Annotated in this window: 15 protein-coding genes; 10 read left to right on the top strand and 5 right to left on the bottom strand. The window is 72.2% G+C overall.

What is annotated here, in order from left to right; genetic code table 11:
* Window positions 1-121: 121 nt before the first annotated feature.
* A complete protein-coding gene (locus tag O7616_RS00365) occupies window positions 122-1,321 on the top strand; it encodes a glycosyltransferase (protein ID WP_282305175.1) in 1,200 nt (399 codons plus the stop codon).
* 266 nt (window positions 1,322-1,587) lie between these two features.
* Here O7616_RS00365 and O7616_RS00360 read toward each other — a convergent pair whose 3' ends face one another.
* From O7616_RS00360 to aroA, 4 genes are all read right to left on the bottom strand, one after another.
* Window positions 1,588-2,442, bottom strand: coding sequence for a hypothetical protein (locus O7616_RS00360; RefSeq protein ID WP_282264767.1), 855 nt, complete (start codon window positions 2,440-2,442; stop codon window positions 1,588-1,590).
* A gap of 59 nt (window positions 2,443-2,501) precedes the next feature.
* Window positions 2,502-3,320, bottom strand: coding sequence for a histidinol-phosphatase (gene hisN, locus O7616_RS00355; RefSeq protein WP_282305173.1), 819 nt, complete (start codon window positions 3,318-3,320; stop codon window positions 2,502-2,504).
* 28 nt (window positions 3,321-3,348) lie between these two features.
* The gene (gene rsgA, locus O7616_RS00350; protein WP_282256815.1) at window positions 3,349-4,359 is read right to left on the bottom strand and encodes a ribosome small subunit-dependent GTPase A; all 1,011 of its coding nucleotides are present in this window, start codon (window positions 4,357-4,359) and stop codon (window positions 3,349-3,351) included.
* 147 nt (window positions 4,360-4,506) lie between these two features.
* On the bottom strand, window positions 4,507-5,805 hold the full coding sequence (gene aroA, locus O7616_RS00345) for a 3-phosphoshikimate 1-carboxyvinyltransferase (protein WP_282305171.1): 1,299 nt from the start codon (window positions 5,803-5,805) through the stop codon (window positions 4,507-4,509).
* A gap of 103 nt (window positions 5,806-5,908) precedes the next feature.
* Here aroA and O7616_RS00340 point away from each other — a divergent pair, with 103 nt between their 5' ends.
* The 8 genes from O7616_RS00340 to O7616_RS00305 all read left to right on the top strand — a co-directional run bounded on the left by O7616_RS00340 (window position 5,909) and on the right by O7616_RS00305 (window position 10,517).
* The gene (locus tag O7616_RS00340) at window positions 5,909-6,619 is read left to right on the top strand and encodes an SOS response-associated peptidase (RefSeq protein WP_282305170.1); all 711 of its coding nucleotides are present in this window, start codon (window positions 5,909-5,911) and stop codon (window positions 6,617-6,619) included.
* 196 nt (window positions 6,620-6,815) lie between these two features.
* Window positions 6,816-7,208 carry a WhiB family transcriptional regulator gene (locus O7616_RS00335; RefSeq protein WP_145779111.1) on the top strand — a complete coding sequence of 131 codons (393 nt, stop codon included), beginning with the start codon at window positions 6,816-6,818 and terminating at the stop codon, window positions 7,206-7,208.
* Between the two features lie 52 nt (window positions 7,209-7,260).
* Window positions 7,261-7,878, top strand: a complete 618-nt coding sequence (locus O7616_RS00330; protein ID WP_282305169.1) for an alpha/beta family hydrolase — start codon at window positions 7,261-7,263, stop codon at window positions 7,876-7,878.
* A gap of 377 nt (window positions 7,879-8,255) precedes the next feature.
* On the top strand, window positions 8,256-9,083 hold the full coding sequence (locus O7616_RS00325; RefSeq protein WP_282256819.1) for a sigma-70 family RNA polymerase sigma factor: 828 nt from the start codon (window positions 8,256-8,258) through the stop codon (window positions 9,081-9,083).
* Window position 9,084: 1 nt separating this feature from the next.
* Window positions 9,085-9,372, top strand: coding sequence for a mycothiol system anti-sigma-R factor (gene rsrA / locus O7616_RS00320; RefSeq protein WP_030336658.1), 288 nt, complete (start codon window positions 9,085-9,087; stop codon window positions 9,370-9,372).
* A 29-nt stretch (window positions 9,373-9,401) separates the two neighbouring features.
* Entirely contained in the window at window positions 9,402-9,584 is a 183-nt protein-coding gene (locus tag O7616_RS00315) for a hypothetical protein (protein ID WP_282305168.1), read from the top strand.
* Window positions 9,585-9,795: 211 nt separating this feature from the next.
* A complete protein-coding gene (locus O7616_RS00310; protein WP_145779113.1) occupies window positions 9,796-10,011 on the top strand; it encodes a biotin/lipoyl-binding carrier protein in 216 nt (71 codons plus the stop codon).
* Window positions 10,008-10,517 carry a GNAT family N-acetyltransferase gene (locus O7616_RS00305; protein ID WP_282305167.1) on the top strand — a complete coding sequence of 170 codons (510 nt, stop codon included), beginning with the start codon at window positions 10,008-10,010 and terminating at the stop codon, window positions 10,515-10,517. The genes O7616_RS00310 and O7616_RS00305 overlap by 4 nt, the downstream gene beginning before the upstream one ends.
* 173 nt (window positions 10,518-10,690) lie before the next feature.
* Here O7616_RS00305 and O7616_RS00300 read toward each other — a convergent pair whose 3' ends face one another.
* On the bottom strand, window positions 10,691-11,371 hold the full coding sequence (locus O7616_RS00300; RefSeq protein ID WP_282305166.1) for a TetR/AcrR family transcriptional regulator: 681 nt from the start codon (window positions 11,369-11,371) through the stop codon (window positions 10,691-10,693).
* Window positions 11,372-11,483: 112 nt separating this feature from the next.
* On the opposite strand from O7616_RS00300, the gene O7616_RS00295 reads away from it, so the two are divergent.
* Complete coding sequence (locus O7616_RS00295) at window positions 11,484-13,070, top strand: MDR family MFS transporter (RefSeq protein WP_282305165.1); 1,587 nt, start codon at window positions 11,484-11,486, stop codon at window positions 13,068-13,070.
* Window positions 13,071-13,092 lie beyond the last annotated feature (22 nt).

Below are 13,092 nucleotides of genomic sequence, written 5' to 3'. Positions count from 1 at the left end.
TGTCGGCGGCACTCGCGGGGACTCTTCCTGATCTGCCAGGTTTCGGCTCCGGGTCGGGGGGTTAATGGGACGCTCTGACCGGGAGGACCACTGCCGAGGAAAGATCGCAGGGAGGTGACCCATGCGCGTCGGCCTCGTCTGCGCGCACGCCAGTTCGTACCGCCACGCCGACGGCCCGCCGGTCGGCACCCGTCAGCACATCGCGCGGGTCGCCGCCGAGTTGGCCGAACGGGGCCACGACGTCCGGCTCTACGACCGCAGGGACGATCCAGGGCTCCCGGCGACGACCGACGTCGACGGCTACCAGGTACACCGGGTGCCCGCAGGCCCGCCCACCCCACTGTCCACCACCGAGCTGATCCCCTTCGTGACGGAGTTCGGCCGCTGGTTGACCGACGAGTGGTCCGGCGCCTGGCGACCCGAGGTGGTGCACGGGCACTACTGGGTCGGTGGCCTGGCCGCCGCGCACGCAGTTCGGGAGACCGACATCCCGGTCGTCCAGACCTTCCACTCGCTCGGCGTCGAGCAACTGCGGCACCTGGGCGGCCGCTACGACGGGCCGGGGGAGCGGATCACCCTGGAGCGGGCGCTGACCCGGGCGGTCGACATCGCCGTCGCCCAGTCGAACGACGAGGTCGACGAGCTGACGCGGATGGGCCTGCAACGCAGCTCCGTCGCGCTGGTGCCGGCCGGTGTCGACATCGAGCAGTTCCACCCCGACGGTGAGGCGGCGCCCCGCGAACAGCGGGCCCGCATCCTCTCGGTGGGGTCGCTGTCGGCGGGGCACGGTCAGGAAGACCTGATCCGGGCCATGCGGCTGGTCGGCGACGCCGAACTGGTCATCGCCGGCGGGCCACCGACCGACCAGCTCGCCAACCACGCCGAGGCACGACGTCTGCGGGAGTTCGCCGAGCAGGTCGGGGTCGCCGACCAGGTACGGCTCGTCGGCGCGGTGCCGCACGACCAGATGGCCACCTGGTACCGGTCGGCGGACGTGGTCGCCTGCACGCCGCACTACTCCTCGGCCGGGCGGGTCTCACTGGAGGCGATGGCCTGCGGCGTACCGGTGATCGGCTACGCCATGGGCGGCCTGGCGGACGCCGTCGTCGACGAGGTCACCGGTCGGCTGGTGCCTCCCGGCGACGTACGGGCACTGGGCATCTCGCTGCGTCGGCTGCTCGCCGACAACGCCGGCCGGTTCGCCTACGGGCACGCCGCGGTGGACCGGGTCCGCAGCAGCTACACGTGGGAGCGGACCGCCGGGGCGCTGGAACGCCTCTACGAACGGGTGGTGAGCCGCCGCAAGCCGGTCGAAGCCTAGAACGCCGAGGCCGGACACCGCCCGCGTCGGGCCGTGCCGCCCGCGTCGGGCCGTGCCGCCCGCGTCGGGCCGTGCCGCCCGCGTCGGGGGATCGTCGTCAAGATCCGCGCAGTATCGGGGATGTTGCTGTCTCCCGCGTGTCTGAGGCAGCAACATCCCCGATGTTGTGAGGATCTTGGGCGCGGGGCGCGGGGCGCGGGGCGCGGGGCGCGGGGCGCGGGGCGCGGGGCGCGGGGCGTACACCAGCGGACGCCCGCTGAGCCGGGTCAGCCGGAGCGGGTGGCGGCGACCATGGCCCGGTCCCGGCTGCGTGGCACCGAGCGCTGCTGCTGCGGCTCCGCGTACCGGGTCAGGCCGATCACCGCGGTCAGGGTGACCAGGAAGCCCGCCGCCGCCAGCCACTCCCGACCCGGCCAGATCTTGTCGTTGAGCAGCAGCAGGCCGACGATCGCGGCCGGCACCGCGCCGGCGGCGTCCATCGCGGCGACCGCCGCGGTCGTCGAACCGCGTTGCATGGCCAGGCCGAGCAGCAGTTGACCGACGACCGAGTGGGCGATCAGCAGGTAGAACAACGGGTCGGTGAGGAACGCCTCGGCCGACGACGCGGACGCCAACGGCCGGGCGGCGACCGCGGCCGAGCTGAACGCCAGCCCGGCCAGCGAGCCCAGGGCCACCGAACCGGGCGCCCCCTGCAGCCGGACGGCGAAGACCCCGAGCACCGCGATGACGCCGAGCGCCACCAGCAGGGCGATCGAGCCGGCCGTGCCGAGCTGCCGCGACGGCGCGGGGCGGGCGGACAGCACCAACGCGGTGATCCCGGCGAAGAGCAACGCCAGCAGCACCACCTCGGCCGTCGGTAGCCGCCACTTCAGCACCAGCACGCCGAGGATCGCGGTCACCCCAAGCCCGGCCGCCACGCTGGCCTGCACGAGGAACAGCGGAAGGTCCCGCCGGGCCAGGAAGGCCAGCACGAAGCCGGCGATCTGACAGCCCAGGCCGACCAGGTACGTCCGATGCCCGGCGAGGCGCAGCAGCAGGCCCGGGTCGAAGGTGTGGTGGACCGTTGTGCGGGCCGCGGCCACCGACTGGAGGAGGTTGGCGAAGCCGTACGCGACGATCATCGTCGCGAGGAAGCACCAGCCGGAGGAGACCACCTGGCGAGGATAGAGGTTGCCGGGGGTCAGCGCTCGGCTGGCCGATCGAGCCGGGTGAGGATGTCGGCGTGCAGTACACCGTTGGTGGCCACCACACTGCTGTCGGTGCCGGGGACGCCGGCCGGTGCCGGTCGACCGTCCAGATCCGTGACCGTGCCACCCGCCTCGGTGATGATCGGCACCAGCGCCGCCACGTCCCACAGTGACAACTCCGGCTCGACCATCACGTCCAGTGCTCCCTCGGCCAGCAGCATGTAACCGTAGAAGTCGCCGTACGCCCGGCTCCGCCAGGTCGCCCGCATCAGGTCGAGCATCGCGTCGAGCCGACCGGCGCGCTCCCAGCCGTCCAGCGACGAGTAGCAGAAGCTGGCGTCCGCGATCCCGCGTACCGACGACACTCCGATGCGCTCGCCGTCGGCCGAGCCCGACCCGGCGTACGCGCCGCCGCCCGCGCTCGCCCACCAGCGCCGCCCCAGCGTCGGGGCGGACACCACGCCGACCGCCGGCCGGTCGCCGTCGTAGAGCGCGATCAGGGTGGCCCAGACCGGCACGCCGCGGACGAAGTTCTTGGTGCCGTCGATCGGATCGATGATCCACCGGCGGCCGTCCGGGTCGGTGGACGGCTCGGCGCCGTACTCCTCACCCAGCAACCCGTCCGTCGGCCGGTGCGCGGCCAGCAGGGCGCGGATCTCGCGCTCCACAGCGGTGTCCGCGTCGGAGACGGGAGTCAGGTCGGGCTTCGCCTCGACGCGCAGGTCGAGCGCGCGGAACCGGGCCGTGGAGATGGCGTCGGCCCGGTCGGCGAGCAGGTGGGCGAGGGCGAGGTCGTCGGCGTACCCGGTCATCCCGGCAACCTAACCGACGCCCGCCGGCTCACTCGTCGGGCCCGCGCCGGTCACCCTCGCCCGGCCCGCGCTGGTCGCTGTCACCGCGCGCGTCGCCCTCGCCGGCGCGGGAGGCGAGAAGCCTGCGGTACGACGCCAGCCGGCGCGGGTCGGCCTTGCCGGCGGCCACCCAGGCGTCGAGCGCGCAATCGGTCTCGTCCGCCGTGTGCTGGCAGTTGGGCGGGCACTCGACGGTGCCCTCGACCAGGTCCGGGAAGCCGTGCAGCAGGCTGTCGGCGGACACGTGCGCCAACCCGAAGCTGCGGATGCCCGGGGTGTCGATGATCCAGCCCGGGTCGGTGTCCACCCCGGGCACCGGGGGCAGTCGCAGTGCCACCGCGCTGGTGGAGGTGTGCCGACCACGGCCGATCGCACTCACCACGCCCACCGCCCGGGCGGCGTCCGGGACGAGCCGGTTGACGAGCGTCGACTTACCCACCCCGGAGTGCCCGACCAGCACCGACACCCGGCCGCTGAGCAGGGCGCGCAGCGCGCCCAGGTCGGAGTCCGGGCGGTTCAGCACGTACGGCAGCTCCAGCTCGGTGTAGTAGCCGAGCACCTCCTCCGGCCCGGCCAGGTCGGCCTTGGTGAGGCAGAGCAGCGGCTCGACGTCCGCGTCGTACGCGGCCACCAGGCAGCGGTCGATGAACCCGGTACGTGGCGGTGGGTCGGCCAACGCGCTGACGATCACCAGTTGGTCGGCGTTGGCCACCACCACCCGTTCCAACCGGCCCTCGGCGGTGGTCTCGTCGTCGTCGGCGGTGCGGCGCAGCACCGAGCGGCGGTCGGCGATCCGGACGATGCGGGCCAGGGCGCCCTCCGCGCCGGACGTGTCTCCGACCAGGCTGACCCGGTCGCCCACGACCACCGACTTGCGGCCCAGCTCACGGGCACGCATCGCGGTCACCGTGGGCAGCTCGGCCCCGACCGTGCCGCGCTCGGCGCCGGACAGCACACAGGTGTAGCGCCCCCGGTCGACGGCGATGACGAAGCCGTCCACGGCGTCGGCGTGCCGGGGTCGAGTGCGCGTACGCGGCCGTGACGACTTTCCGGGCCGAACCCGTACGTCGTCCTCGTCGTACTCCCGCCGTCTGGTCGCCAGGACCTGTCCTCTTCTCGCGTCAGCTCTCAGTGGGCGTCCGGACGCTCACTTTCCGGTCACCATCGCTGACCATAGTGCCGGGAACTCGGGCATCGTCTTGGAGGTACACCCCACGTCGTCCAGTTCGATGCCGGGAACGGCGAGGCCGGTCACCGCGGCGGCGTGCGCCATCCGGTGGTCGTGGTAGGTGCGGAAGGTCCCGCCGCGCAGGGGGCGAGGGCGGATCTCCAACCCGTCCGGTGTCTCGGTGATGTCCGCCCCGAGCCCGCTGAACTCCCGCGCCAGCGCGGCGAGCCGGTCGGTCTCGTGGCCGCGGATGTGCCCGACGCCGGTGAAGACCGACGGCGAGTCGGCCAGCATGGCCAGCGCGGTCAGCACGAGGGTCAGCTCGCCGACGTCGGACAGGTCGGCGGTCAGGCCGTGCACCACACCGGTGCCCCGGACTGTCAGCCCGTCGGTGGAGAGGGTGACCTCGCCGCCCATCCGTTGCAGCAGCGAGCGGAGCTGCTCGACCGGTTGCGCGCTGCTGTGCGGCCAGCCCTGGAGGGTCACCTCACCGCCGGTGACCAGGGCGGCGGCGAAGAACGGCACCGCGCCGGAGAGGTCCGGCTCGATATCCCAGCCGCGCCCGCTCAGTGGGCCGGGCTCGACGGTCCAGACGTCGGGGGTGGTGTCGTCGACGGCCGCGCCGGCGGCACGCAGCATCTGCACGGTCATCCGGAGATGCGGCGCGGAGGGCACCGGTGGGCCGACGTGGCGCACCACGACGCCCCGGTCGAAGCGCGGTGCCGCCAGCAGCAGGCCGGAGACGAGTTGACTGGAGGCGGACGCGTCGATGACCACCTCGCCCCCGGTGACCCGGCCGGTGCCGAACACGGTCAGCGGCAGGCTGCCCGTGCCGGGGACGTCGATCCGGACGCCCAGCGAGCGCAGCGCCGCGACCAGCGGGCCGAGGGGCCGGGTGCGGACGTACGGGTCGCCGTCGAAGGTGACCTGCCCGTCGGCCAGCCCGGCCACCGGTGGCACGAAGCGCATCACGGTGCCGGCCAGCCCCACGTCGACGTGCGCGGGACCGGCCAGCGGGTGCGGCCGGACGAGCCACCGCTCGTCGTCGCTGATCGACACGTGCGCGCCCATGCCGCGCAGGCCGGCCGCCATCAACTCGGTGTCGCGGGCCCGGAGCGGCCTGGCCAGCGTCGACGGACCGGCGGCCAGCGCGCTGAGCACCAGGGCGCGCGCTGTCATCGACTTGGAACCGGGCAGGCGCAGCGTCGCCGCCACCGGATCGGAAGCGGTCGGTGCGGTCCACGGCTGCGGCGGCCGGGTCGCGGTCAGGTTCCCCACGGTTACATTCTGCCGTGTCCGCCGGGGGGCGGCGTGAGCCGGCGGTCCGACTCCCGGTTGGCGGGACAGCCGACAGGGCCTCCCACGCGTTAGCGTGTGCACCATGTGCGGCAGGTACGCGACGACCCGGAGCTCCGGCGAGTTGAGCGCGCTGTTCGAGTCGTCCGACGACACCGACGGCCCGCTCCGACCGGACCACAACGTCGCGCCGACCGACAGGGTGCCGCTGGTGCGGATGAGCCCGGAGGGGCACCGCAGTCTCTGCGTCGGCCGCTGGGGTCTGCTGCCGCACTGGTCCCGGTCCGCCGCCGGTGCCGCGCGCATGATCAACGCGCGGGTGGAGACGGTGGCCACCAGTCGGGCGTACGCCGGGTCGTTCTCCCGCCGCCGCTGCCTGGTCCCGGCCGACGGCTGGTACGAGTGGGTGCGTCAGCCCGACGGCGGGCGGCAGGCCTACTACATGACGCCCAGCGACGGTTCCGTGCTCGCCCTCGCCGGCATCTGGTCGCTCTGGGAGTCCGGCGCCGATTCGCGGCTCACCTTCAGCGTGCTGACCACCGCGGCGCTCGGCGACCTGGCCGAGGTGCACGACCGGATGCCGGTGCTGTTGCCACCCGAGGCGTGGTCGTCGTGGCTGGCGCCGACCGACGAGCCGGAGCGGTTGCTGGCGCCGGCGTCGGCCGAGCAGTTGGCGGGGTTGGAGATCCGGCCGGTGGGTGCGGCGGTGGGCGACGTTCGTAACGACGGCCCGCAGTTGACGGCCCGGGTGTCGGTCCCGCCGATGGTGGCACCGCAGGAGCTGACCCTGTTCTGAGGCGAAAGCATATCGTCGCGCACCGATTTGATGGGGTTGAGCGCGATTCGTCTCCCGGCTGTTCAGTCATGTTCCCGGCAGACCCTTGTCCCGGCGTCACGAAGTGCGATAGAACACAGCGCCGGTAGTGGCCGTCGATTCGCACGGGGCGGACGACGTCCATCGATCTTGCCGGTCCCACGGGGGAGGTGGGTGGATGACACGGGCGCGTATGCCCCGCCCGCACGAGGTGGCAGCGGCGCGGCGAGATCCGCGACTGCTGCGGGCAGTGCGGGAACGGCGACAAGACGACGCGTGGCGCACCAGGGGCACCTGTCAGAGCGTCGATCCGGAGACGTTCTTTCCGGCACCGAACGAACCGGCGGACGCTGCGGTGGCGCTGTGCCGCAGTTGTGATGTGCAGGGGTCCTGCCTGGCTTGGGCCCTCGACGTCGGTGACTGCCACGGCGTCTGGGGGGCCACCACGCCCCGCGAGCGGCGGGCGATGCTCGTCGCCTGGCGGGGCGAGGTCGAACCCGACCCGGACGCCGTCGACGACGCCGGTCCGCCGGTGCGTGACCGGCTACTCACCCTGGTCCCGCTGAGCTGACCAGCGGCCCGGTCCGCCACCTGCCGTCCGTCACGCGGCGCAGAATGGGCCGGTGTCAACCAGCGACCAGACAGACACCCCGCGCGGTCCGGCGGGGATCACCACCGACCTGCCGACCCGCCCGGCCACCGCACTACTCGTGCTCGGGCACGGGGCGGGCGGCAGCGTCGACGCGCCTGACCTGCTCGCGGTCCGGGACGCGTCGGTCGCAGCCGGCCTGGTGGTGGTCCGGGTGACCCAGCCCTACCGGGTCGCCGGTCGACGTGCGCCCGCACCGGCGAGCCACCTCGACGAGGCCTGGACGGCGGTGCTCGCCGTGCTGCGTGAGCGGCACGCCGACCTGTCGACGGTGCTGGTCGGCGGGCGTTCCAGCGGTGCGCGGGTGGCCTGTCGGACGGCCCGCGCGGTGGGCGCGGCCGGTGTGGTCGCGTTGGCCTTCCCGCTGCACCCGCCGGGGCGGCCGGAGCGCTCGCGCGCCGCCGAACTGGGCACCGGCCTGCCGACGCTCGTCGTGAACGGCGACCGGGATCCGTTCGGCACCCCGGAGCCGACGCCGGGGGTGCAGGTGGTCAGCCGACCGGGGGAGACGCACGACCTGCGGCGCGATCCGGTGGGAACGGCCGCTGCCGTACGGGACTGGCTGCGAGCCCAGGGCTGGGCGGCCGACTGACCAGCCCGGCCGGGACCAGCGCCACGCGGCGGCGATGCTTCGCCCCGCGCGACCGTTTCCGGTGCCGGGTTGGGCCGCCTCAGTCGGGCGCCCGTTCCGGTGCCGGCTGGGTTGCTCCACCCCGGGCGACCGTTCCGGTGCCGGCTGGATTGCTCCACCCCGGGCGACCGTTTCCGGTGCCGGGCGAGGGTCGTTGCATCGGATGGTGCCACCGGGCCGGTTCGAGTCGGCGGCACCAGTCCTCCCAGGCCCTTCCTGGTCCCAGCGCCGGCCGCCGTCGGGGCCGGGACCAGGAAAGGGGGAGGGCCGGCTGGAATGCCCCAGTGGTCATCTCGCGTTACAAACCCCGGACGACTTTTCTGCGAGGGGGGTGACCGGTGCCGACCGAGACACGGAGCCTGAAACGGGACGAGCGGGACGCCCGGCAGCTGAAGCGGCTGCTGGACGGTCCGGAGTGGCCCGCGACGGCGCAGCCGGGCGGGGTGGGTGCGGTGAGCACGGGCACACCGGCCGGAAGTGAATCTGCGGGCAGGTCCGTGCGCGTATCCTCGGCGGGAAAGCATCCGACGCGAGGGGATGTGCGGTTGACCACCGAGAAGACGGACGAGCGCAGGGCCCGATTCGAGCGGGACGCGATGCCATTCGTCGATCAGCTCTACGCTGCTGGGCTGCGGATGACACGCAACCCGGCGGATGCCGAGGACCTGGTCCAGGAGACATACCTGAAGGCGTACGCCGCCTTCCACCAGTTCGAGCAGGGCACGAACCTGAAGGCCTGGCTCTACCGGATCCTGACCAACACCTACATCAACTCCTACCGCAAGCGGCAGCGCCAGCCGATTCAGGCGCCGACCGAGGAGATCACCGACTGGCAGCTCGCCGAGGCTGAGTCGCACACCTCCAGCGGGTTGCGTTCGGCGGAGACCGAGGCACTGGACCGGCTGCCGGACAGCGACGTGAAAGAGGCCCTCCAGCAGTTGCCGGAGGAGTTCCGCCTGGCCGTCTACCTGACCGACGTCGAGGGCTTCTCCTACAAGGAGGTCGCGGACATCATGGGCACGCCGATCGGCACCGTGATGTCGCGTCTGCACCGGGGTCGTCGTAATCTGCGCAAGCTGCTTGAGCGCTACGCCGGGGAGCGGGGCTTCAGTGCCGCCCGCTCGTCGAAGGGCTCCAGCGCCGCCGCTGCCGGCCGGGAGGTGTGACGTGAGCTGTGGGGAGCCGCACGAGACGGATTGCCGCGAGGTGCTCGCGGAGGTCTACCTCTACCTGGATCTGGAGTGCGCCGACGAGCGGCGCTCGCTGATCCGGCACCACCTGGACGAGTGCGGGCCCTGCCTGCGCGAGTACGGGCTGGAGCAGGAGGTGCGGGCGCTGGTGGCGCGTTGCTGCGGCAACGAGACCGCGCCGGACGAGCTGCGCGAGCGGCTGCGGGTCAAGCTCACCGAGTTGGTGGTCTTCGAGACCAGTGACTCCCGCGAGCTGGCCGACTGAGCCTCGACGCGTCTGACTGACCGAAACCGGTGGCCCGGGTCGATTCGACCCGGGCCACCGGTGTGCCCGGCGTCGGCCGGGTCGGGCTGATCGGTGACGGGCCGTGGGCCCGCCGACTCGTTCAGGAGTTGGGGCGCTTGCCGTGGTTCGCGGCGCTCTTCTTACGGGCCTTCTTCTTCCGGGACTTCTTCGCCATGCTGACCTCCTCGTGATGGGTCGGATCCGTCCTGCGCACGACCTCGGAGCGGGTGCACCCACCGGCCGTCCGGCGTCGGGTCCGACCCGCTGATGGTAGTGCTGTCGACACCCGCCGCCTTCCCCAGGGCGGATGTGCCATCCCCGCTGTGCTGCTGTGCGCCCGCCGCTGTTCGGCGCATGATTGGATACGACAGCAGACACATCGCGAAGAGGGAGGGCCCGGGCATGGCCGAGGAGATCCGCGCCGAGATGGTGGCGAACGTCTGGAAGGTCGTCGCCACGGCTGGTGACACGGTGGCCGAGGGCGACACCCTGGTGATCCTCGAGTCGATGAAGATGGAGATCCCCGTCATCGCCGAGTCCGAGGGTGTTATCCAGCAGCTCGCCGTGCACGAGGGCGACGTCGTGCAGGACGGCGACCTGATCGCGGTGATTGCTTGACCGGGCTGCGGGTCCGTCCGGCCGAGCCGGCCGACTTCCCGGCGGTGGCTCGGCTGACCGTGGCCGCGTACGAGGCGGATGGTCAGCTCAAGGGCGAACACGGTTACGGTGCGGTGCTGGCGGACGTGTCGACCCGGGCCGCCAGCGGCGAGGTGCTGGTCGCGGTGGACGAGGCGACCGGCGCGGTGCTCGGCTCGGTGACCTTCGTGCTGCCGGGCACCCGATTCGCCGAGCTGTCCGGGCCGGGTGAGGCGGAGTTCCGGATGCTCGCTGTCGACCCGGGCGCTCAGGGGCGGGGTGTCGGGGCCGCGCTGGCGCAGGCGTGTGTGGCCCGGGCGACCGAGTTGGGCTGCACGGCGGTGGTGATCTGCGTCCGGGCCGGGTTGGCCCAGTCGGCGCACCGGCTCTACGAGCGGCTGGGGTTCGTCCGCGCGCCGGAGAAGGACTGGTCGCCGGCCCCGGGGGTGGACCTGCTCGGCCTGCGGCTGAGTCTGACCCAAGGCTGAACCGCCGCCCGCGCCGCGCCGCCCGCGCCGCGCCGCCCGCGCCGCGCCGCCCGCGCCGCCCGCGCGGCGCCGCCCGCGCCGCGCCCGTCGTCAAGATCCGCGCAACATCAGGGTTGTTGCTGCCTCCGACGCGCGGGAGGCAGCAACAACCCTGATGTTGAGCCGATCTCCGGTCAGTTGGCCGGGCCGGTCGCGCCCTGGTGTGGCGTCGCGGTTGGATCAGCCGGCGCGGGCGGCGCGGGCGGCGCGGGCGGTGGGGGCGGCGCGGGCTGCGCGGGCTGCGCGGGGTCGGTACCGATGGCGGCCAGCAACTCGTCGGCCACCTCCAAAGCGATCTTGCGACGTTCGTCGTCGCTGATGTGCGGTGCGCGCAGCGCGAACCAGCTGCCGTGCACCGCGAACAGGGACAGGGTGGCCCGTAGTTGGGCTCGGGGGGAGTCGTCACCGCGGCAGAGCGCGTCGGCGAGCGTCATCATCCGGCCGCGCATCTGCTGGCCGGCGGCGAGACTCTTCAGCACCGTCTGGTTCTGCTCGAAGAAGCGCATCACCGACGGCATCTCGCCGCCGAACATCGTCTCGGCGTAACGGGCGACCAGCTCGCGCCGGGTCTCCAGGGTCGCGGGCTGCGACTCGGCCCAGGCGGTCAGCGCGTCGATCTGCTCCAGCCGGTCCTCGACGAAGCTGGCGACGATGTCGTCCTTGCTCTTGAAGTGGTAGTAGAGCGCGGCCTTGGTGACGTTGAGGCGCTCGGCGATCTCCCGGAGCGAGGTCTTCTCGTACCCCTGCTCGGTGAAGAGCTCGAGCGCGACGGTCTTGATCCGCTGCCGCGTGCCGCCGCCTGTGCTCTCCCTCACCCACGCCCCCCAATTCGCTTGACCGCTGCTTGCTGCCCAACTTACCGTGCGGCTAGTAAGGTGACTAGCCGGGCGGCAAGTAAGTATGGCAATCCTCGGGGGGAGCTTACCCATGACACAGGCAACCCAGGCCGGCACGCGACCCAACAACATCCGGGTCGTGCTGTTCGGGCTGATGATCGCGATGATGCTCGCGATGCTCGACAACATGATCGTCAGCACCGCGTTACCGCGGATCGTCGGCGAGTTCGGCGGCCTCAACCACTTCACCTGGGTCGTCACCGCGTACGTCCTGGGCACCACCGTCTCCACCCCGATCTGGGGCAAGCTCGGTGACCTCTACGGCCGCAAGTCGGTCTTCCTGACCTCGGTCGTCATCTTCCTCGTCGGCTCCGCCCTCTGCGGCATGGCCGGTTCCGGCATGCTCGGTGGCCCGCAGGACGGCATGGTCCAGCTGATCGCGTTCCGGGCCGTGCAGGGCCTCGGCGCCGGCGGCCTCATGGTCGGCGTGATGGCGATCATCGGTGACCTGGTCCCGCCCCGCGAGCGTGGCCGCTACCAGGGCATGATCGCCGGCATCATGGCGATCGCCATGGTCGCCGGCCCGCTGGTCGGCGGCTTCATCACCGACCACCTCTCCTGGCGTTGGGCGTTCTACGTGAACCTGCCGCTGGGCGGGGTCGCGCTGCTCGTGCTGATCACCACGATGCACCTGCCGAAGTACCGCACCGAGCACCGGATCGACTGGCTCGGCGCGGGTCTGCTCTCGGTCGGCATCACCGCGATCGTGCTCATCACCACCTGGGGCGGCAACGAGTACGACTGGACGTCCCCGCAGATCCTCGGCCTGGCCGTCCTGGCCGTGCTCGCGTTGGTGGCGTTCGGCCTCGTGGAGCGCCGGGTCCAGGAGCCGATCCTGCCGTTGGGGCTCTTCGCCAACCGCAACTTCGCGTTGATCTCGGTGATCGGCTTCCTGCTCGGCTTCGCGATGTTCGGCGCGATGAACTTCCTGCCGCTCTACCAGCAGACGGTGCAGGGCGCGTCGGCGACCAACAGTGGTCTGCTGCTGCTGCCCCTGATGTTCGGCATGCTCGTCGTCTCGCTGGTCATCGGTCGGGCGATCACCAAGAACGGCAAGTACCGGGCGTACCCGATCGTCGGTGGTGTGGTGATGGCCGGCGGCATGGCGCTGCTGTCCATGCTCGACACCGACACCAGCAAGCTGACGTCCTCGCTCTACATGATCGTGCTCGGTGTCGGCATGGGCTTCCTCATGCAGACGTCGATGCTGATCGCGCAGAACAGCGTGGAGCAGAAGGACCTCGGCGCGGCCAGCGGCGCGGCGACCTTCTTCCGGTCCATCGGTGGTTCGTTCGGCATCTCGCTGTTCGGGGCGATCTTCGCCAACCGGCTGGCCGGTTCCGAGGGTGGCCGGGCCTTCGGCGGCGGCGAGGCCGGCGCCGGCATGGACCTGGCGAAGCTCAAGGAACTGCCCGCCCAGGCGCGCGAGTTGGTGCTCGGCGGTCTCGCCGACGCGATCTCGCACGTGTTCCTGTGGGCGGTGCTGTTCACCGTCGTGATCCCGGTGCTCGCGTGGTTCATCAAGGAGATCCCGCTGCGGACCGCCAACGAGGCGCCGCCGCAGGCCACCCCGGAGGAGGAGGCCGAGGTCGCTCTCGGCAAGGCCCCCGTCGCCTGATCAACACCCGCGTCGCACGCCG

It is taken from the genome of Micromonospora sp. WMMD964, from assembly GCF_029581455.1.
In the GTDB taxonomy this organism is placed as follows: domain Bacteria; phylum Actinomycetota; class Actinomycetes; order Mycobacteriales; family Micromonosporaceae; genus Micromonospora.
Note: the sequence above shows the minus strand (reverse complement) of the source record. Positions and strands in the feature narration are given on the sequence as shown.

Bases quoted from the DNA above. Each gene is read 5' to 3' on its own strand.
- hisN (WP_282305173.1), bottom strand. From the start codon at position 3,320: ATGACCGGGTACGCCGACGACCTCGCCCTCGCCCACCTGCTCGCCGAC.
- O7616_RS00360 (WP_282264767.1), bottom strand. From the start codon at position 2,442: ATGATCGTCGCGTACGGCTTCGCCAACCTCCTCCAGTCGGTGGCCGCG.
- O7616_RS00365 (WP_282305175.1), top strand. From the start codon at position 122: ATGCGCGTCGGCCTCGTCTGCGCGCACGCCAGTTCGTACCGCCACGCC.
- O7616_RS00295 (WP_282305165.1), top strand. From the start codon at position 11,484: ATGACACAGGCAACCCAGGCCGGCACGCGACCCAACAACATCCGGGTC.
- O7616_RS00340 (WP_282305170.1), top strand. From the start codon at position 5,909: ATGTGCGGCAGGTACGCGACGACCCGGAGCTCCGGCGAGTTGAGCGCG.
- O7616_RS00335 (WP_145779111.1), top strand. From the start codon at position 6,816: ATGACACGGGCGCGTATGCCCCGCCCGCACGAGGTGGCAGCGGCGCGG.
- O7616_RS00310 (WP_145779113.1), top strand. From the start codon at position 9,796: ATGGCCGAGGAGATCCGCGCCGAGATGGTGGCGAACGTCTGGAAGGTC.